Origin of the sequence: Lentzea albida, from assembly GCF_900111005.1 — a bacterium.
Lineage (GTDB): Bacteria > Actinomycetota > Actinomycetes > Mycobacteriales > Pseudonocardiaceae > Lentzea > Lentzea albida.
The window spans coordinates 744339-763441 of the sequence record NZ_FOFV01000001.1; the positions used below are offsets into that span (position 1 = coordinate 744339).

Below are 19103 nucleotides of genomic sequence, written 5' to 3' on the forward strand. Positions count from 1 at the left end.
TGGAGCAACCGTGCGCAAGGCAGCAGTCATCCTGGGTTCTCTCGCGGTGCTGGCGGCGTGCAGCAGCAACGGCGGCACGTCCGGCGCGAGCGGCAACATCGCGGTCGAGGCGAGCGACGACGCGTGCAAGGTCGCGAAGACCGAGGCGAGCACCGGCAACGTCACGTTCGAGGTGACCAACAAGGGCACCAAGGTCACCGAGTTCTACCTCTACGCCGAGGGCGACCGGATCCTCGGCGAGGTCGAGAACATCGGACCGGGCCTGAGCCGCAAGCTGATCGTCGAGGTCACGGAGTCCGGCAAGTTCCAGACCGCGTGCAAGCCCGGCATGAAGGGCGACGGCATCCGGGGCGACTTCACGGTCACCGGTGACGCCAAGAAGTCGACCGACGGCAACGCGTTGCTGGCCGAGGCGACCAAGAGCTACCAGCGCTACGTGACCTCGCAGGCCGACCAGCTGCTCGTGAAGACCGAGGAGTTCGTCAACGCCGTCAAGGCGAAGAAGGTCGACGAGGCCAAGGCGCTGTTCCCCGTCTCGCGGGTCTACTGGGAGCGCATCGAGCCCGTCGCGGAGAGCTTCGGCGACCTCGACCCCAAGATCGACGGCCGCGAGGACGTCATCGAGGAGGGCATGGCGTTCACCGGGTACCACCGCCTGGAGAAGGACCTCTGGGAGTCGGGTCTGCAGGCCGACTCGGAGAAGATCGCCGACCAGCTGCTGACCGACGTGAAGGAGATCGTCACCAAGGCCAAGGCGGTCGAGCTGACGCCCGTGCAGCTCGCCAACGGCGCCAAGGAGCTGCTCGACGAGGTCGCCACCGGCAAGATCACCGGCGAGGAGGACCGCTACTCGCACACCGACCTGTGGGACTTCCGCGCCAACGTCGACGGCTCGCAGGCCGCGATCGCCGCGCTGCGCCCCGTGGTGGAGCAGAGGGACAAGGCGCTCGTGTCCACTCTGGACGCGAAGTTCAAGGCGCTCGACGAGGCCCTGGAGAAGCAGCGCAAGGGCGACGGCTTCAAGCTCTACACCGAGCTCTCGCAGGACGAGGTCAAGGCGCTCGCCGAGGCCGTCGACGCGCTCGGCGAGCCGGTCAGCAAGGTCGCGGAAGTGGTGTCGGCCAAGTGACGGGGGTGCCCAGGCGCAGGCTGCTCGGGTTCGCGGGCGCCGGTGTGGCGCTCGCGGGCGCGGGTGCCGCCGCCGGTGCGCTCGCCTCGCGCGAGTCGACGGCCGTCGAGAACGTCGCGGCGGCCAAGGTCCCGTTCCGCGGGGACGTCCAGGCCGGCATCACCACACCCGCGCAGGACCACATGCACTTCGTCGCGCTCGACGTGAAGACGAAGAGCCGCGACGAGCTGGTGGAGCTGCTCCAGCAGTGGACCGTCGCCGCGGAACGGATGACGGCGGGCCAGGAGGCCGCGGAGAACGGCGCGGTCGGCGGCAACGCGGAGGCGCCGCCCAAGGACACCGGCGAGGCGCTCGACCTGCCCGCGTCCGCGCTGACGATCACGATCGGCTTCGGCCCGTCCCTGTTCGACGACAGGTTCGGGCTCGCGTCGAAGCGGCCGGAACGCCTGATCGACCTGCCGCGGTTCCCGAAGGACGACCTGGACCCCGCGCGCAGCAACGGCGACATCTGCATCCAGGCCTGCGCGAACGACCCGCAGGTCGCCGTGCACGCCGTCCGCAACCTGGTGCGCATCGGGTTCGGCAAGGTCGCGGTCCGCTGGTCGCAGCTCGGCTTCGGCCGCACCTCCTCGACCACGCGCGACCAGGCGACGCCGCGCAACATGTTCGGGTTCAAGGACGGCACCCGCAACATCAAGGCCGAGGACACCGACCACCTGCGCGACCACGTCTGGGTCTCGCGGGAGGACGGCCCGGACTGGCTCGTCGGCGGCACGTACCTGGTCACGCGCCGCATCCGGATGCACATCGAGATCTGGGACCGCACGTCGCTGGTCGAGCAGGAGCAGATCGTCGGCCGCACCAAGGGCGAGGGCGCGCCGCTCGGGCAGGCCGAGGAGTTCGACGAGCCCGACCTGCACGTCAAGGGCGCGGGCGGCGTCCCGTTGATCGGCGACATCGCGCACATCAGGCTCGCGTCACCGGAGTCGTTGAACGGCGCCAGGATCCTGCGCCGCGGCTACAACTTCACCGACGGCTCGGACGGCCTCGGGCACCTCGACGCGGGACTGTTCTTCGTGGCGTTCAACCGCGACACCCGCACCCAGTTCGTGCCGATGCAGCAGGCGTTGTCCACAAAGGACGACATGATGGAGTACGTGGAGCACACCGGGTCCGGGCACTTCGCGGTGCCGCCGGGCGTGCGGGAGGGCGGGTTCTGGGGAGACGGGCTGTTCCGCTAGTTCCCCAGGGCCAGCCGGGCTTTGACCTCTCCGAGCGCCTCCTGGTACTCCGGTGACGGGTGCATCGCGACCGCCATCCGGAGCTGGGCGAGCGCCTCGGGGAGGCGCCCCTGCCGTTGCAGCGTCTTGCCGAGCGCGAACCGGGCGTAGTGGTCGCTCGGGTCGAGGTCGAGGACCTTGCGGAACGCCTCTTCGGCCCGGTTGAGCTGCGCGGACCCGAGGTAGGCCCGGCCGGCCAGCAGCTGCACGGACGGCGCCTCGCCGGCCTCGTCCAGCACCGGCCTCAGTTCGCGCAGCGCGTCGAGAGGCCTGCGCTGCGCCATCAACGCCTCGGCCTTCCGAAACGCTTCGAAGGTGCCGTCCGTCATTCGATCAAGGCTACCCACCGCTCGCGCGTTCTTCGACTGCCGTCCGGGCGACAGGACCTGAAGGAGTGGCCTTCCCGAGTCGGCACGCTCCGGTCCAATTCGGACGGCGTCACGGCCACGGCGAGCGCGCCGACCGGGTGGCGGACGCCCGGACCAGCACGGTCGTGGCGGCGAAGCCGGGCCTGATCCGCGGGTGGTCCAGTCCTACCAGCCGAGTGCCTTCCCGTAGGCCTCCCGAACCACACCGAGACACCACTGCGCTGCGGGTACCTCTCCCGTCTGGTGTGCGAGTTGCGAGTGCCAGTCCAGCCCGGACGGCAAGGAGGCGAAGTCGTACTTCTGCACCGAGGCTCCCGTCGTGTCGCGGACCAGGCCTGCTGCCTCGGACGTCAGCGCACCCAGTTCGGCGAGGCGGGCGAGGTCGTACAGATCCCTGGCCGCATGCCGGTCCGCCCAGGCGAGGGTCTTCATCGCGGCGAACGCCTGCAGTGTCGGCACTCTGAGCACGACGTCCGAGGTGTCGTCGCTGTACCTGGTCTCGATCCGAACCGCTTCGCTGGGCCACGGAGCCCACTCCTCGTGATCGAGGAGCTGGACCCGGACGCGGAGATCGGACGTCGTCACGAGAACCCCGGGCTCGACCGCGGACCTCGTGGACCGCAACGGTGGATCCCAGGAGGTCCTGGGGAACTCGCGGCGCAGGAGCCCTGGAAGGCCTTCGTCGAGTGCGTCCGCGACGGCTCGGCGGTCCGGCGCCCAGAGGTCGATGTCCTCCGACAGGCGTCCTCCCGCGGCCGGGTCCGCGAGGTGTGTTCTGGCCAGTGCCGTTCCACGGACGAAGAGGACGTCGGGTGCTACTCGCGGCAGGCACGCCAACACGTGGCTGATCAGGTGATCCCGTCTGACCTGCTCCTCCGCGACGCCGAACAGGTCGGCGACCGCGCGAGCTCCTCTTGATCAAGCACCCGCCGCCTCCTTCAGCCTGGCCAGTGCCCCCGGCCGGTGCTGGTCCCGCGCGAGTTCCTCGGTGACCGCCCAATCGATCTTGCGAGCGAGAGCCCGAAGGACCGGCTCGGCGGCGGCCCTCCCCAGGCCGCCGAGTTCCGGACGTGCGGCGACGTCGAGGGCTGTCTGCTCCGGCGTCGTCATCCAGCCGGTCGTGAGTTCGGTTTCCGCGCGTTCGAGGTCGAGGCGTCGCACGTCCCGCTTCACGAAGACCACGTCACCCACGGCGGTGTGCAGGACCGGCCGCTGTTTGGGGACGGCCACGACCGCGGTGGCGACGGCGCGCGGCAGAGCGCCGTGACGACGTGCCGCGGTGACGCTCATCAGCGCGGCGGCGTCCCTGCCGTAGTCGGCCTGGGCCACTCCCAACGCGACTGCCGCCAGGTCCGGCCGCCATCGCGGGTCACCGAGCCGTTCCATCGGTGCGAGCGCGTAGTAGCCGGTGCTGATGCGCCAAAGCACCGCCTGGTCGAGCAATCGCTCGAACTCGCTGCGGGGGTGGGTGTACACGTCAGCCGCATCCCTGGGGCGCAGCACCTTGTTGGCTCTCCTGGCGAGCGCCGTCGGCAGGGTGACGCGATCCCTCATACAACCTCCGTAGGCCTGGACCCTACGCTCATAATACTAGTTTCGGTCGGGGATGCCGGGAATGCGCCCGAGCGTTGGCACGTTGCATGAGCCTGCGCTTCTCACTGATGGGTCCGGTACGAGCCTGGCGCGATGACGAGGAGATCGACCTGGGCCCTCGCCAGCAGCGCGCGGTCCTGGCGGCGTTGCTGCTGAACAACGGCATCCGCCTGAGCAACGACCAGCTGATCGGCATGGTGTGGGACGACCCCACGCCGAGCGCGGTCATGGCGTTGCGGACGTACACCTACAAGCTCCGCAAGCTGATGCCGGAGCTGGACCTGAGGTCGAAGGACGGCGGCTACACCCTGCGTGCCGAGGTCTTCGACGACTGCCGCGACGAGCCGTTCGTCGGGATGACCAGCACCTACTTCGAGGCGCAGCGCGTGCGGGTCGCCAACGAGCGGCTCCAGTGCCGGGAGGCCCTGCTCGAACGCGAGATGGACGTCCTCGAACTGCAGAAGCACGTCGCCGCCTTCCCGCACCGGGAACGCCCGCGCGCGCTGCTGATGCGCGCGCTCTACCGCGAGGGCAGGCAGGCCGAGGCGTTGGAGCAGTTCCACCAGGCGCGGGCTCTGCTGAACGACGAACTGGGCCTTGAACCCGGCCCCGACCTGCGTGAGGTGCACGCGCAGATCCTGAGGGGCGAGCTCACCGTCCAGCGACGGCCCGAGCAGCTGCCGCCCGACATCGACGACTTCACCGGCCGTGCCGAGGAGATCGCGCGGGCGCTCGACACCCTGCCGCGCACGGTCGGCATCGCGGGCATGCACGGCAGCGGCAAGACCGCGCTGGCAGTGCGCATCGGGCACCTCGCGAGGGACCGGTTCCCCGACGGGCAGATCTTCGTGCAGGGCCACGACGTCGCGAGCGAGCTGCTGCGCGCGGTCGGGGTGGAGAACCCGGTGGGGGACAGGGCCGCGCTGTGGCGGGAGAAGGCGCGCGGCAAGCGGTTCCTGATCGTCGTCGACGACCTGCAGGACCCCGTCTCCGTGAAGGACCTGCACGTGCCCGGTTCGGCCATGATCCTCACGAGCGTGCGCCGCTGGAACGAGCTGCCGGGCGTGACCTGGCTGGTCATCGCCGGGCTCGCCGTGCCGGAGGCCCGCGAGTTCTTCGCCAAGATCGCGGACCCGGCGCGGCTCGCGGCCGAGCCGGAGCTGGTGACGAGGGTCCTCGACCGCGTCTCCCACCTGCCGAACCCGATCCGCGTGCTCGGCGGCAAGCTCAGCAGCCGCCCGCGCTTCACCGTCGCGATGCTGCTGCGGCAGATGGAGCGGGAGACCGCGCTCGGCGAGGCGGTGCCGTCGGACTGCCAGGCGGTGCTCGCGCCGATGGACAAGGCCGACCGGCAGCTGACCGGCGACCAGCGGCACCTGCTGGAGTGCTTCACCAGGCAGGGCGCCGAGGAGGTCGACGTGTGCGAGGCCGCGGCGATGTCCGGCGGTGACGTCGCGGCCATCGAGCTGTTGATGGAGGCGCTCGCCGACGTGCACCTGATCGAACCGCTGGAGCTCGGCCGCTACCGCATCCCGTCGTACGTGCGCATCTACTACTCGCTCCGCACACCCGCGCTGACCAGCTGATTCATCCGCAATTTATGGCGCGACGATGTGCCGTCGGCAAGTTCGGGGACATGTCGACCAAGGAATTCCAGGGCAAGAAGGCACTCGTCACCGGAGCCACCTCGGGCATCGGCCGCGCGATCGCGGTCCGCCTCGCCGAGGAGGGCGCCACCGTCTACGTCACCGGCCGCCGCGCCGAGCTCGGCAAGGAGACCGTCGAGCTCATCGAGCAGGCGGGCGGCACCGGCCACTTCGTCGTCGCGGACGTCGGCGACCTCGACGACGTCCGCAAGCTGGTGCAGGAGGTCGGTGACGTCGACGTCCTCGTGAACAACGCGGGCATCTTCCCGTTCTCGCCGACCCCCGAGCAGTCCGTCGAGACCTACGACAAGGTGTTCGACGTCAACGTCCGCGGCACCTACTTCCTCACCGCGGCCCTCGCGCCCGCCATGGTCGCGAAGGGCAGGGGCGCGATCGTCAACGTCTCGTCGGTCGCGAGCCAGCTCGGCTCGCCGGTCGGGTCCGTCTACCACGCCTCGAAGTCCGCGATGGACGGCCTGACCAGGTCGTGGGCCCTCGAGTTCGGCGGTTCGGGCGTCCGCGTCAACTCCGTCGCGCCCGGCCCGATCCGCACCGAGGCGGCCGTGACGCAGGTCGGCGAGGTGTTCGAGAGCTTCGTCGAGGTCGTCCCGGTCGGCCGGCACGGCACGGCCGAGGAGGTCGCGGAGGCCGTGCTGTTCGTGGCCTCCGACAAGGCGGGCTTCGTCAACGGCGCCGTGCTGAACGTCGACGGCGGGCTCGTCGTGGCCTAGGTCCGGGCGAGCAGTGGCCGCAGGGACGAGGGCGACTCGACGTGCACGTTGTGGCCCGCGCCGGGGATCACCACCGGTTCGGGCACCAGCTCCTTCAGGTGCTCCTGGGGGCTCATCGGGTCGTTCTCGCCCGTCGCCAGCACGACGTGGGCCTGTGAGGCCATGACCAGCCCGGCCATGTCCGGCCGGCCCACGCCGAAGGCCCTCATGTCGAGCGACGGCGCCCACCCGCCGTCCACTTCGGACACACCGTGCCGCAGCGGCACCCCGGCCATCTTCGAGGCCCGTTCCTCCGCCTCCTCCCTGGTGGCGAACACCTTCTGCGGTTTGCCGGCCAGTGCCGCGGCCTTCGCCAGCTCCTCGTCGGTCCACCGCACCTTGATGCCGACGCCGACGCACGTGGTCACCTCGACGCCGAACCAGCCGCTCGCCAGCGCCAGCCCGACGACCCCGCCCAGCGAGTGCCCGACGACCGTGACGGGCTCCCGCGGGACGACCTTCGCGACCTCCGCCGCGAGCGCGCCGAACGAGTAGCGGTCGATACCGCTTGAACGGCCGTGACCGGGCAGGTCGGGCACGAGCCAGCTGCCCTCCCAGTCGCCGACGACGTCCCGCCACACCTCACCGGTCGCGCCCAGCCCGTGCAGCAGCACCAGCAACGGCCCGTTCCCACCACGTTCGACATGAAGCACGTCAGAATCCGTTCTATGCCCAGGACCGATGCCGACCTCATCGTCGACCCGGACACGTATACCTCGGGAGTCCCGCACGACGCACTAACCCGGCTGCGTGAGAGGGACGTGGTGCGCATCGACGACTTCTGGGCGGTCTTCCGCCACGAGGACGTCCGCACGGTCCTGCGCACGCCGTCCGTCTTCTCCTCGCACCGCGGCGCGACCCAGATCCGCGACCCGCGGCCGGACGACCTCGCGTACGTCCAGCGCATGATGCTCAACCAGGACCCGCCCTCGCACACCCGGTTGCGCCGCATGCTGACCAGGGCGTTCACCCCGCGAGCAGTCGCGTTGCTGGAGGACCGGATCCGCGCGAACGCCCGCGAGATCGTCGCGGGCCTGTCCGGCGACTTCGCCCACGACGTCGCCGACCTGCCGCTGCTGACGCTGGCCGACGTCTTCGGCGTGCCCCGCCAGGACCGCGCGCTGCTCTACGACTGGAGCAACCGCGTGATCGGCTTCCATGACCCCGAGTACGCGCTGTCGTCGAGCTCCACCGCCGGCATGACCGACATGGCCCTGCAGGCGTTGGAACTGCGCCCGGACGACGGCCGCGACCCGCGCGCACGCGACGGCATGCCCGACCTGTACGCCTACGCGCACGCGCTGGGAGCGCACAAACGCGCGCATCCGTCCGACGACGTGGTCAGCAACCTCATGCGGGAGGACCTGTCGCTGGAGGAGTTCGAGAACCTCTTCTGGCTGTTCTCCGTGGCGGGCAACGAAACCCTGCGCAACGGCATCCCCGGCGGCATGATCGCGTTGCTCTCCCACCCCGCCGAGTACGCGCGCCTGCGCGCCGACCGCTCACTGCTTCCGCTTGCGGTGGAGGAGATGTTGCGCTGGTGGACGCCCGTCATGCACTTCCGGCGGACCTGCGTGCGCGACACCTCGTTGTCCGGCCAGGAGATCAGGGCGGGCGACAAGGTCGTCGTCTGGTTCTCGTCGGCCAACCGGGACGAGCGCGTGTTCACCGACCCGCACCGGTTCGACGTGGGCAGGCGCGAAGCCGACCACCTGAGCTTCGGGCACGGCCCGCACTTCTGCCTGGGCGCGCAGCTCGCCCGGACCCAGATACGGGCGGTGTTCGACGCCGTCCTGGACCTGCCGCGGTTGCTGGAGCTCGACGGCGAGATCAGCCGGCTGCGGTCGAACTTCTAGAACGGCGTGAAGCACCTCCCGGTTCGACTAGCCTGAGCCGGTCCTGGGGGGATGAGAGTGAAGAGACTCGCAACAGTCATGTGCGCGCTTGCGCTGACGGCCTGCACGCCGACGCCGACCGGCCCGCCGCCCGCGGTGTCCCTGGCGCCGGCCTCGACGTCGGACCTCGTGAAGGCGATCGACGTGAAGGTGAAGGCGGCTCTGATGCCGCCGGAGACCTTCGACGACGTCGGTGGCCGGTTCCAGTCGGACAAGCCGAAGCTCACCGCCGAGCCCACCGGCACCCACGGCGAGCTCAGCAGGGTGTGCGAGGGGGTGAAGGCCGATTCGGGCGTCTCGACCTCGCGCAACCGGGTGTGGGCGGGGCCCGTCATCATCAACCAGATCGTGTTCGGGCTGGTGGGTGCCGACGCGCGGCACGTCCTCGGCGCGGTGCGGGACAAGGCCCGGTCATGCCGGACGTGGGTCGACGAGGCCGGCAAGCCGGAGCGCGAGGTCGAGGCCGACGTCGAACTGCCCGAGCTCGAGGGCGTCGAAGGCTCGTACGCGTTCTGCTCCAGCCTCACCGAGATCTCGCCCCCGGTGTGGGGCTGCGAGGCCTTCCTCGTGCGCGGCGATCTCGTCGTCGGGCTCCGGGTCGTGTCCGGGACCGAGCAGATGGCGAGGCAGCACCTGCCCGAGGCGGCACGGCGCGCGGCGAGGAGTCTGGCCGAGGTCGGCTGAGGGCTATAGGCAGCCCCCGAGTCGTCTGGCACGATTCAGACGACAGGCGCGGGGGCACCACTGTGATCTGGCGGTGTCGAGCCCCAGCCGGTCACCTGGCCCAAGTAGGCTCGTCGCGAGACGAGACGCAGGAGAAACAGGGAGCGCAAGTGGCGGTCATCGAGCAGGTCGGAGCACGCGAGATCCTGGACTCTCGCGGCAACCCCACCGTCGAGGTCGAGGTGGCGCTGGACGACGGCACGCTGGAGCGTGCGGCTGTTCCGTCGGGTGCCTCGACCGGTGAGCACGAGGCGGTGGAGCTGCGGGACGGCGACGCCAAGCGGTACCTGGGCAAGGGCGTCGAGCGCGCGGTCACCGCCGTGCTGGACGAGATCGGGCCCGAGCTGGTCGGCATCGAGGCCGTCGAGCAGCGCGTCGTGGACCAGAAGCTCGTCGACCTGGACGGCACGCCGGACAAGGGGCGTCTCGGCGCCAACGCGATCCTCGGTGTGAGCCTCGCGGTCGCCAAGGCGGCGGCGACCTCGAGCGGCCTGGAGCTGTTCCGGTACGTCGGTGGCCCGAACGCGCACGTGCTGCCGGTGCCGATGCTGAACATCCTCAACGGTGGCTCGCACGCCGACACCGACGTGGACATCCAGGAGTTCATGATCGCGCCGATCGGCGCGGAGACGTTCCGCGAGGGCCTGCGCTGGGGCACCGAGGTCTACCACGCGCTGAAGTCCGTGCTGAAGAGCAAGGGCCTCGCGACGGGTCTGGGTGACGAGGGCGGCTTCGCGCCGAACCTCGGCAGCAACCGCGACGCGCTCGACCTCATCCTCGAGGCCATCGAGAAGGCGGGCTACCGGGCGGGCCGCGACGTCGCGCTCGCGCTCGACGTGGCCGCCACCGAGTTCTTCTCGGACGGCGCCTACTCGTTCGAGAACAACAAGCGCTCCGCCGAGCAGATGATCGGCTACTACTCCGAGCTCGTCCGCGACTACCCGATGGTCTCCATCGAGGACCCGCTGTCCGAGGACGACTGGGACGGCTGGGTCCAGATGACCGCCGAGCTGGGCGACAAGGTCCAGATCGTCGGCGACGACCTCTTCGTCACGAACCCGGAGCGCCTGGAGGAGGGCATCTCCCGCCGCGCCGCCAACGCGCTGCTGGTGAAGGTCAACCAGATCGGCACGCTCTCCGAGACGCTCGACGCGGTCTCGCTGGCCACGTCGTACGGCTACAAGTCGATGATGTCGCACCGCTCGGGCGAGACCGAGGACACGACCATCGCCGACCTCGCCGTCGCGACCGGTGCCGGCCAGATCAAGACCGGTGCGCCGGCTCGTGGTGAGCGCACCGCGAAGTACAACCAGCTGCTCCGCATCGAGGAGAGCCTCGGCGACGCGGCGCGCTACGCGGGCGAGCTCGCGTTCCCGCGCTACACGCCGGAGAGCTGAGAGGCTGCAAGGCATGGCCGAGCGCGCGCGTCGTCCCCGTCGCCCCCGCGAAGAGCGGGAGGCGAGGCCCGCACGCGCGCGCAAGCCTCCTCGCCCGAAGGCGCCGACGCGGCGCGGTGAGGGCACGGGCGGCGCGTTCGGCATGACCGGTACGCGGCGGGCCGCGTTGTTCGCGATGGTGCTGTGCGCACTGGCGTTGAGCATCGCGGTCCCGTTGCGGACCTACCTCTCGCAGCGCGACGAGCTGCGCGACGTGGGGGCGGAGCAGCAGAAGCTCCGCGAGACGGTCGCCGCCCTGGAGAAGCGCAAGGCCGAACTGAACGACCCGGCGTACGTGGAGATCGAGGCGCGCAAGCGGCTGCACTGGGTGCGGCCCGGCGAGACGCCCTACATCGTGCAACTGCCGGGTGACGAGAGTCGCAACACGGAAACGGAGAGGCCGTCGGGCAAGCAGGCGGCACAAGGGTCTTGGTACGAGGAACTGTGGGAATCGGTGACGCACAAGTAAGTGCTGCTGACCTGGAAACGGTCGCCAAGCAGCTCGGTCGCACGCCACGCGGGACGCGTGCGATCGCTTCGAGGTGCCCCAGCGGGCACCCGAACGTCGTGCAGACCGCCCCGAGGCTGCCCGACGGGACGCCGTTCCCGACGCTGTACTACCTGACCTGCCCCAAGCTGAACTCCCTGGTCAGCACGCTCGAAAGCGGCGGGCTGATGAAGGAGCAGCAGGACCGGCTGGCCACCGACGAGGAGCTCGCGGCCGCCTACCAGCGCGCGCACGAGTCGTACCTCGCCGAGCGCGACGCCATCGAGTCGCTGGGCACCCAGGTCACCGCGGGCGGCATGCCGGTGCGGGTCAAGTGCCTGCACGTGCACGTCGCCCACGCCCTCGCGAAGGGCCCCGGCGTGAACCCCATGGGCGACGAGGCGCTGGCGATCCTGGGCGAGCAGGGCCTGTGGCCGGCAGGCGAATGCGCGGCGAGTTAACGGTCAACGGAACCGAACACACGCTTCACTCCGTCTTGGGTACACCTAGGCTTCGTAGTGGGGCAGGGTGGGACAGGTCACCGATTGAGGCATTCGCCGTAATGGCAGGACGGCGAGCCGCGATGACACACGAGAGGTGAGAATTCGTGGCAATGGCCAAACTGCGTGGACCGTCGGCGTTGAGCCCTAGGCAAAAGGGCTTCGCCGTGGCCGCGCTCGCCGCGATGCTCGCCCCGGCCATGATCGTCGGCACCAAGCTCGTCGACTGGGTCAACCTCTCGAAGCACAACGACATCGCCGTCTCCTTAGGACCGGCCGACGTCTTCAGCGCCCTGCAGCGCGACCCGGCCGAGCTGGGCGCCTCCGGCCGCCTGCCGCTGTCCGAGGAACTGAGCGCCGCCCTGCTCGCCGACCTCGAGGACGGCAGCCTCGACCTCGACGAGGGAAGCCTGCTCGACGGCTTCCCCGGCCAGCACGGCATTCCCGGCGTCATGGTGGAGGCCTACCTCCGCGCCGAGGACAAGATGGCCGAGCTCGTCCCCGGCTGCAACCTCCCCTGGTACCTGCTCGCGGGCATCGGCAAGGTCGAGTCGAACCACGCCAACAACGGCCGCGTGAACGCCGTCGGCGACGCCACCCCCAAGATCCTCGGCCCGGTGCTGAACGGCGCCCCCGGCATCGCCGCGATCCGCGACACCGACGGCGGCCGCCTCGACGGCGACACCGCGTGGGACCGCGCGGTCGGCCCGATGCAGTTCATCCCGTCGACGTGGGCGAGCTTCGGCGGCGACCTGAACGACGACAACAACGTCAACCCGAACAACATCTACGACGCCGCCCTCGGCGCCGGCCGCTACCTCTGCGCGGGCGGCGGCGACATGACCAAGCAGGCAGACAAGGCCGCGGCCGTCTTCCGCTACAACCGCTCCCCGGCGTACGTCGAGACGGTCCTCAAGTGGGCCACGGAGTACAGCGAGAACGTCGAGACCCTGCCGCCGCTCACCGACATCGGCAACGGCCAGCAGAACCCGACGCCGGGCAACCCCGACCCCGGCACGCCGACGAACCCGCCGACGACCACCACGCCGCCGACGACCACGACCACGACGACGACCACCACGACGGCGCCGAACTGCCCGACCACGACGACGTCGACCACCACGTCGACCACGACCTCCACCACCACGTCGACGACGACGCCGACCACCACGACGTCCCCGTCCACGTGCACGACGACCACCACGACGACGCCGACCACCACCACGACCACCACGACGACGACAACGACCACCACGACGACGACGGTCCCGCCCGCGCAGACGTCGGCCTCGACTCCGGTCCAGTCGTCGTCGCAGCAGCAGTCGTCGCAGGCCCCGTCGAGCAACAGCGGTGCGTCGTCCTCCACCCCGCCGGCGATCATCACGAGCACGCCGAGCTAGTACGGCGTGTCGGGTTGGAACGATTCCAACCCGTACCTCCTTCGGTGCGATTCGGGCAGAAACGTTGGAATGAAGGGGAGTTCGTCTCCTAGCTTCGTCCGCATGCCGAAGCGCAACTCGAGCGTGGTGGGCCGGGAGTTCGGCGATGGCGTCCGCGACGCCATCGAGCAGAGCGGCATGACCCAGCGCAGACTCGCCGAACTGGTGGACTGGCAGGAAGCCAAGGTCTCGGACCTGGTGCAGGGCAAGGGCGGCGTGAGCGAGATCGACCTCGTCCGGCTGTTGTCCTACTGCCGCACCCCGTACGAAGAAGTCGACCGCCTGGTCGCGCTCCACCGCGAGTCGCGGGAGCGGGGCTGGCTGCAGTTCCCCGAGGACGGCGTGCCGGACCAGGTGCACTCGCTCATCAGCCAGGAACGCCTCGCCAGCGGGATCACCGTGTGGTCGATGAACCTCGTCCCCGGCCACCTCCAGATCGCCGGCTACATCCGGGCCGCCGCCGAGAAGTCAGCCAAGATCAAGCCCGCCGACGTCGACTCGCTGATCCGTGCGAAGCTCGACCGGCAGGTGATCCTCAGGCCTGGCAGGGAGTTCGTCTTCTACGTGCACGAGCAGGCGTTGCGGCTGCCGGTCGGCGGTCACGACGTGATGCGGGCGCAGCTCACCCACATCCACGTGATGCTGGTGCGGCAGTACATCACCTTCCGGATCGTGCCGATCGCCATCGGCGCCCACTCCGGGTTGTCCGGCTCGTTCACCCGGCTCAGCTTCGACAAGTTCGAGCCGGTGGTCTTCATCGAGAGCGAGAACTCGGGCCTCTTCCTCGAAGACGCGGCCTCCCTGGCCAGCTACGACGAAGTGTTGAAGCGGTTGGATCGGGACGCCTTGGATGCGGAAGAATCGAGGAGGCTGATCACCGCGATGCTTGTCTGAGGAGGCGTGCCGCATGTCCGAGTGGCGCAAGAGCAGCTACAGCCCGTCGGCGAGCGACTGCGTCGAGGTCGGCCACGGCGTCGGCCTCCGCGACAGCAAGGCCCCGGCCACCCACCTCCCCGTGTCGGAGAGGGCCTGGACGGCGTTCCTCCAGCTCGTGAAGGCCCCGTGAGCCCGAGGTTCTCCCCGGACGTCGAGCAGAGGTTGAGGCGCGCCGGCTGGTTCCCCGGCCGCGAGGTCGACACCGAGGCGTGGCGTGTGCCGCTGGAGGAGGAAGGCTTCGTCTTTCCCGATGTGGTCGTGCGGTTCCTGCGGGAGTTCAACGACCTCTACCTCGTGCACGACGGCCGAGGGGTCGACGTCGGGCGGCAGCCGGTCGAGTTCGACCCGACCCTCGCGGTGGGCGAGGTCGACAGGTTCGAGGCGTGGGGAGCCGACGTCGGCCGGACCATCGCACCACTCGGCGAGCTGGAGCGAGGCATGTTCTTCCTCGGCATGGACGAGACCGGCGAGATCTACCTCGTGAGCAACTGGGCGGCACGGTACGGCGTCGGCGACGCGGGCCTGGAGAGGCTGCTCCTGGGGTACCGCGGCGAGGAACTCCCGCAGTGAGGCCGTAATCGGGAGGCGCGGGACGGCGGTCCTTGGCAAGGTGCGAGGTGTGCTCAAGCCCGACTACCCGCTGAAGACCGCCCGCCTCCTGCTCCGCCCGTTCGAACCGGCCGACCTCGACGACTTCTACGCCTACCGCTCGCGCCCGGACGTCTTCCGCTACCTCTACGGCGAGTCCGTCACCCGCGAGGAATGCGCGGAACTGCTCGACGCCCTGGTCGGCGACGACGAACTCACCGCGGAGGGCCAGCGACTCGCGCTGGCGGTCCACCTCCCGGAGGCCGACCGCGTCATCGGCAGCGCCGTCCTGAAGTGGCGCAGCGAGAACGACCGCCAGGGCGAGATCGGCTACAGCCTCAACCCCGACTTCCAGGGACACGGCTACGCCACCGAGGCAGCCCGCGCGATGCTCGAACTGGGCTTCCGCGACCTCGGCCTGCACCGGATCGTGGCCGAGTGCGACCCGCGCAACGAGCCGTCCTGGCGGGTGATGGAACGGCTCGGCATGCGCCGGGAGGCCCACTTCCGCGAGCTGGAGATCTTCAAGGGGGAGTGGGGCGACCTCTTCGTCTACGCGATGCTGGAGGAGGAGTACGCACGCGCTCAGGCCTGAGCGCTCGGTCATGACCGAACGGCAGGGGCTGCGGCCGTTCCAGACCACCGACCCCGACGACGTGTTCGCCTACCGCCGGCTGCTCGAGGTCATCCGGTTCCTGCACGGCGAGGCCGGCATCCGTGACGAGACTCCCGAGAGTCTCGCTATCAGGTGCCTCCTGCTTGGCGGCGATTCGCCCATGCCGACGTCCACCAGCCACATCTCGGCCTGTGATCGGAAGTGGTCGGGATCACGTTGGATGGCGGTCACCTCGCACAGTTCACGACCATTGAGCGCAGTCGGTCGAGTCCGGTGTCGATCTGCTGCGGTGAGAGTGCGCTGATCGACAGGCGCAGCTGGTTGGCACCTCCGGTGCCGTCGTAGAAGTGGGCCATTGGTGTCCACAGCACGCCGTGCCGTCGGGCCGACAGCTCCAGCGCCTCGTCGTCGGCGGTGAACGGCACCGTGACCACGGCGAAGAACCCGCCGCCGGGAGAGTTCCAGCCGACGGTGGGCACGTCAGTGAACCGCTGGGCCAATCCGGTCAGCAGGAACCGCATGTTGTGCCGGTAGACGGCGATCTCGCGCTCATTGGCCCGCAGCAAGCTGCACCCGTGCTCGAGCAGTTTGCCGCCCGCCATCGCCTGGGCCAGCGGCGAGGTGTTGACCGTCAGCATGCTCTTGATCTTGGACAGTTCGTCGGCCAGCAGTACTGGCTCACTTCCGGTCGACACCCGCTGGTCGGCGACCGCGAAGCCGATCCGGGCGCCGGGGAAGCAGGTCTTGGCGAGCGATCCGAGGTAGACCACCCGGCGCGAGGTGTCGAGCGCTTTGAGGGTCGGTACCCGAACTCCGTCCGCGGCTTGGAACAGACCGTACGGGTTGTCTTCCAGCAACAGCACGTCGTGCTGCTCGGCGAGGTGCAGGAGCGTCTTCCTGGTCTCCAAGTCCAAGCTCGTGCCCGACGGGTTCGCGAAATCCGGCACCAGGTAGAACGCTCTCGGCCGCTTGCCCCGCGCGCGAACGGCGCGGACCTGGTCGATGAAGTGGTCGAGGTCGACACCACCTCTGTTCTCCCCGACCGGCACGACCTCGCGGTCGAGCAGACGGGCGGCGCCGGTCAGCCCGACGTAGCTCGGCGACACCGCCAGCACGACGTCGTCGGGACCGGCGCACAGGGCGCGCAGCGTCAGGAAGATCGCCTCCTGGCACCCGACCGTGACCACGATCGATTCGGGGTCGACGTCGATGCCCTCGTCCAGCGCCAGGTATCGGGCCAGCAGCTCGTGGATGATCCCCTTGGTCCGGCCGTACTGCAGCAGCGTGCGACCGATCTGCGCGGTGTCCGCTCCTCGGCCGGCCAGGTGTTCCTGGAAGACGCGAAGGTAGCGGGGCAGCGCGTCGACGTCGAAGTGCTCCTCGTGAGGTCGCCCGGCCGCGAAGGATACGGCGTCGGGGAACCGCGACGACACCTCGTTGAGGAAAGTCATCCGTTCCAGTGCGGGATCGGACAGGGACGGGTGAAGATCCGCGATCGACAGTTCGTGTCCGGCGTCGGCTGCGGTCACCATCCTGGCCCCCTCGTTCCGGTGGTGGTCGCGAGGCCGGCGGCGTCGCCGAGGTCGCGGCACCCCGCCAACGCCAGCGCGTGGTCCAGTTCGGCCCGCAGGAGCGCCAGGGCGTCCTCGACGCCCCGGGTCCCGTCCAGCGCGAGCCCGTGCAGGACGGGCCTGCCCACCAGCACGCCTGACGCCCCGAGCGCCAACGCCTTCACCACGTCCACCCCGGACCGGATCCCACCGTCCAGCAGCACGTCACACGAGTCGTCGACCGCGTCGCGCACGGCAGGCAGCGCGCGGATCCCCGGTAGGGCGCCGTCGAGTTGCCTGCCGCCGTGGTTGGACACCACCACGGCGTCCACACCCGTCCGCGCCGCCCGCGCCGCGTCCTGCGGCGCGAGCAGTCCTTTCAGGACGATCGGCAGCTCGGTGGCGGACCGCAGCCAGTCGATGTCCGACCAGGACAGCGACGGGTCGAAGGCGTCCCGGGTGTGCTCGGCGACCGCGGAGGTGCCCGCGCGCTGGAGCTGTGTCGTGGCCGCGGCGTCGGGAAAGTGGGCGGCGACCACATCCCGCGGCAGTGTGAAACCGTTGCGCAGGTCTCGCAGCCTGCGCCCCATGAGCGGCACGTCGACTGTCAACACGATCGCCCGGCACCCAGCTGCCTCCGCGCGGGCCAGCAGGTCCACGGTCATCGCCCGGTCCCGCAGCCAGTAGAGCTGGAACCACAGGTCCGCCTCCGAGCGGGCGACCTCCTCGACCGCGACGCTGCTGAGCATCGGCACGGTGAAGGGGATTCCCGCCGACCGCGCGGCTCTGGCCGCGGCCAGTTCCCCGTCTGGGTGCAGCAGTCGCTGGTAGGCCATGGGAGCGACCACCACCGGCATCGTCGTAGACGTGCCGAGCAGTACCCGCGACGCATGAGGGCGGGAGACGTCCCGCAACACCCTGGGCACGAGGTAGACGTCGTCCAGTGCCGCCCGGTTGGCGACGAGGCTCAGCTCGGCGCCGCTTCCGCCCTCCACGAAGTCCCAGACGTCGTCGGGCGTGACCGACCTGGCCGCGGTGGCCAGGTCGGCCAGGCACACCGCAGAGGCGGCTGTCGTGGTCACGGCCGCTCGTCCTCGACGCGGCGCTCCTGCTCGACCGCCTCGTAGAGGGCCTTGATGTTGCCGCTGCCGAAAGTCTTGGCGCCCATGCGTTCGATCACCTCCAGGAACAGGGTCTTCCTCGGGTGCGTCGACCTGGTGAAGATCTGGTAGAGCTGCCCCGCGTGGTCGGCGTCGGCCAGCACCCCCAGCGCCTTGAGCTCGTCGACCGAGTGCGCGGCCAGCTCCATCCGGCCGGGCAGCAGGTCGTAGTAGGAGTCGGGGGTGGTGAGGAAGTCGATCCCGTTGTCCTGCAGCGTTCCCACGGCGCGCACGATGTCGTGCGAGGAGAACGCCAGATGCTGTACCCCCGCGCCGTCGTGGTCCTTGATGAACGCGTCGATCTGCCCCGCGGCGCGGGACGTGTCCGGCTCGATGATCGTGAACGTCACGTCACCCGAGGCGTTCTGCACCACCTGCGAGTCCATCGCCTGCGCGCCGACGACGATCCGCTCCTCGAAGATCTTCCGGAAGCCGAGCGCCGACTCGTAGAAGCGCACGGTCGGCTCGAGCTGGCCCGCCTCGACGCAGATCGCGACGTGGTCGAGTTCGAGCAGGCCGATCCCCGTGAACGGGGCGGTCGCCGACCGTTCGACCAGTCCGGGCGGCGGTGCGCCCGCGGGGAGGTCCTCCGGGCGCTGCACGAAGGTGTGCCGCACGTCGCCGAACCCTCCGATCGCCGCGGTCACCACGCCGTTCTGCGTGTGCGGGCGCAGCAGCGGGCGTGCCCCAGCGGCCACCGCCGTCTCGAAGGCGGCCGCGACGTCGGGCGTGCGCAGCACGATGTCGGCGACGCCGTCGCCGTGCGCGTCGACGTACGCGCTCGCGGGATGGCCGTCCTCCAGGCCCTCGATTACCGCGAGCACGATGTGCCCCTGGCGGAGGGCGGCGGTCCGGTGGGTCGTGACGGCCGGGTCGGTCTCGGCGATGACGGTGAAACCGTACTTCGCCACCATCTCCTCGACGCGGGCGTCGAGGTCCTGCACGTACAGCGCCACGTGGTCGAGGCGCAGGGCATCGTCGATCATG

At 70.0% G+C, this 19103-nt stretch carries 21 protein-coding genes; 14 read left to right on the top strand and 7 right to left on the bottom strand.

Going from position 1 to position 19103, the window contains the following annotated elements:
* Nucleotides 1-10 precede the first annotated feature (10 nt).
* On the top strand, nucleotides 11-1129 hold the full coding sequence (gene efeO / locus BMY74_RS03725; RefSeq protein WP_425434811.1) for an iron uptake system protein EfeO: 1119 nt from the start codon (nucleotides 11-13) through the stop codon (nucleotides 1127-1129).
* A complete protein-coding gene (efeB, locus tag BMY74_RS03730; RefSeq protein WP_089909287.1) occupies nucleotides 1126-2370 on the top strand; it encodes an iron uptake transporter deferrochelatase/peroxidase subunit in 1245 nt (414 codons plus the stop codon). The genes efeO and efeB overlap by 4 nt, the downstream gene beginning before the upstream one ends.
* Here the strand turns inward: efeB and BMY74_RS03735 are convergent.
* The 3 genes from BMY74_RS03735 to BMY74_RS03745 all read right to left on the bottom strand — a co-directional run bounded on the left by BMY74_RS03735 (nucleotide 2367) and on the right by BMY74_RS03745 (nucleotide 4331).
* Nucleotides 2367-2738: a tetratricopeptide repeat protein gene (locus tag BMY74_RS03735; protein ID WP_089909290.1), complete on the bottom strand. Its 372-nt coding sequence runs from the start codon at nucleotides 2736-2738 to the stop codon at nucleotides 2367-2369. The genes efeB and BMY74_RS03735 overlap by 4 nt on opposite strands.
* A 204-nt stretch (nucleotides 2739-2942) precedes the next feature.
* A complete protein-coding gene (locus tag BMY74_RS03740; RefSeq protein ID WP_177229547.1) occupies nucleotides 2943-3617 on the bottom strand; it encodes a nucleotidyl transferase AbiEii/AbiGii toxin family protein in 675 nt (224 codons plus the stop codon).
* A gap of 78 nt (nucleotides 3618-3695) precedes the next feature.
* A complete protein-coding gene (locus BMY74_RS03745) occupies nucleotides 3696-4331 on the bottom strand; it encodes a type IV toxin-antitoxin system AbiEi family antitoxin (RefSeq protein WP_245785869.1) in 636 nt (211 codons plus the stop codon).
* A gap of 107 nt (nucleotides 4332-4438) precedes the next feature.
* Between BMY74_RS03745 and BMY74_RS03750 the strand changes: the two genes are divergently transcribed.
* Both BMY74_RS03750 and BMY74_RS03755 read left to right on the top strand, forming a co-directional pair.
* Entirely contained in the window at nucleotides 4439-5956 is a 1518-nt protein-coding gene (locus tag BMY74_RS03750; protein WP_177229548.1) for an AfsR/SARP family transcriptional regulator, read from the top strand.
* Nucleotides 5957-6006: 50 nt separating this feature from the next.
* A complete protein-coding gene (locus BMY74_RS03755; protein WP_089909299.1) occupies nucleotides 6007-6747 on the top strand; it encodes an SDR family NAD(P)-dependent oxidoreductase in 741 nt (246 codons plus the stop codon).
* Here the strand turns inward: BMY74_RS03755 and BMY74_RS03760 are convergent.
* A complete protein-coding gene (locus BMY74_RS03760) occupies nucleotides 6744-7439 on the bottom strand; it encodes an alpha/beta fold hydrolase (RefSeq protein WP_089909303.1) in 696 nt (231 codons plus the stop codon). The two genes, BMY74_RS03755 and BMY74_RS03760, sit on opposite strands and share 4 nt — an antisense overlap.
* 15 nt (nucleotides 7440-7454) lie before the next feature.
* On the opposite strand from BMY74_RS03760, the gene BMY74_RS03765 reads away from it, so the two are divergent.
* The 10 genes from BMY74_RS03765 to BMY74_RS03810 all read left to right on the top strand — a co-directional run bounded on the left by BMY74_RS03765 (nucleotide 7455) and on the right by BMY74_RS03810 (nucleotide 15385).
* Complete coding sequence (locus BMY74_RS03765; RefSeq protein WP_089909306.1) at nucleotides 7455-8642, top strand: cytochrome P450; 1188 nt, start codon at nucleotides 7455-7457, stop codon at nucleotides 8640-8642.
* A gap of 57 nt (nucleotides 8643-8699) precedes the next feature.
* Nucleotides 8700-9365 (top strand): hypothetical protein, encoded by a 666-nt coding sequence (locus BMY74_RS03770; protein ID WP_143091433.1) that lies wholly within the window; start codon nucleotides 8700-8702, stop codon nucleotides 9363-9365.
* Nucleotides 9366-9514: 149 nt separating this feature from the next.
* Entirely contained in the window at nucleotides 9515-10801 is a 1287-nt protein-coding gene (eno, locus tag BMY74_RS03775) for a phosphopyruvate hydratase (RefSeq protein WP_089909310.1), read from the top strand.
* A 13-nt stretch (nucleotides 10802-10814) separates the two neighbouring features.
* A complete protein-coding gene (locus tag BMY74_RS03780; protein ID WP_245785870.1) occupies nucleotides 10815-11309 on the top strand; it encodes an FtsB family cell division protein in 495 nt (164 codons plus the stop codon).
* Nucleotides 11291-11788 (top strand): DUF501 domain-containing protein, encoded by a 498-nt coding sequence (locus BMY74_RS03785; protein ID WP_089910470.1) that lies wholly within the window; start codon nucleotides 11291-11293, stop codon nucleotides 11786-11788. Before BMY74_RS03780 ends, BMY74_RS03785 begins: the two co-directional genes overlap by 19 nt.
* Nucleotides 11789-11940: 152 nt before the next feature.
* Nucleotides 11941-13227, top strand: coding sequence for a lytic transglycosylase domain-containing protein (locus BMY74_RS44780; RefSeq protein WP_177229549.1), 1287 nt, complete (start codon nucleotides 11941-11943; stop codon nucleotides 13225-13227).
* A 102-nt stretch (nucleotides 13228-13329) separates the two neighbouring features.
* Entirely contained in the window at nucleotides 13330-14160 is an 831-nt protein-coding gene (locus BMY74_RS03800; RefSeq protein WP_177229550.1) for a helix-turn-helix domain-containing protein, read from the top strand.
* Between the two features lie 13 nt (nucleotides 14161-14173).
* The gene (locus BMY74_RS44785; RefSeq protein WP_177229551.1) at nucleotides 14174-14332 is read left to right on the top strand and encodes a DUF397 domain-containing protein; all 159 of its coding nucleotides are present in this window, start codon (nucleotides 14174-14176) and stop codon (nucleotides 14330-14332) included.
* Nucleotides 14329-14772: an SUKH-3 domain-containing protein gene (locus BMY74_RS03805; protein WP_177229552.1), complete on the top strand. Its 444-nt coding sequence runs from the start codon at nucleotides 14329-14331 to the stop codon at nucleotides 14770-14772. Before BMY74_RS44785 ends, BMY74_RS03805 begins: the two co-directional genes overlap by 4 nt.
* A 49-nt stretch (nucleotides 14773-14821) precedes the next feature.
* Nucleotides 14822-15385: a GNAT family N-acetyltransferase gene (locus BMY74_RS03810; protein ID WP_089909326.1), complete on the top strand. Its 564-nt coding sequence runs from the start codon at nucleotides 14822-14824 to the stop codon at nucleotides 15383-15385.
* Nucleotides 15386-15633: 248 nt separating this feature from the next.
* Here BMY74_RS03810 and BMY74_RS03815 read toward each other — a convergent pair whose 3' ends face one another.
* The 3 genes from BMY74_RS03815 to hppD are packed head-to-tail and all read right to left on the bottom strand — an operon-like array spanning nucleotide 15634 to nucleotide 19102.
* Complete coding sequence (locus BMY74_RS03815; RefSeq protein WP_089909328.1) at nucleotides 15634-16938, bottom strand: aminotransferase-like domain-containing protein; 1305 nt, start codon at nucleotides 16936-16938, stop codon at nucleotides 15634-15636.
* Complete coding sequence (locus BMY74_RS03820) at nucleotides 16932-18038, bottom strand: alpha-hydroxy acid oxidase (RefSeq protein ID WP_089909331.1); 1107 nt, start codon at nucleotides 18036-18038, stop codon at nucleotides 16932-16934. The genes BMY74_RS03815 and BMY74_RS03820 overlap by 7 nt, the downstream gene beginning before the upstream one ends.
* Nucleotides 18035-19102 (bottom strand): 4-hydroxyphenylpyruvate dioxygenase, encoded by a 1068-nt coding sequence (gene hppD, locus BMY74_RS03825; RefSeq protein WP_089909334.1) that lies wholly within the window; start codon nucleotides 19100-19102, stop codon nucleotides 18035-18037. Before hppD ends, BMY74_RS03820 begins: the two co-directional genes overlap by 4 nt.
* Between the last annotated feature and the right edge of the window lies 1 nt (nucleotide 19103).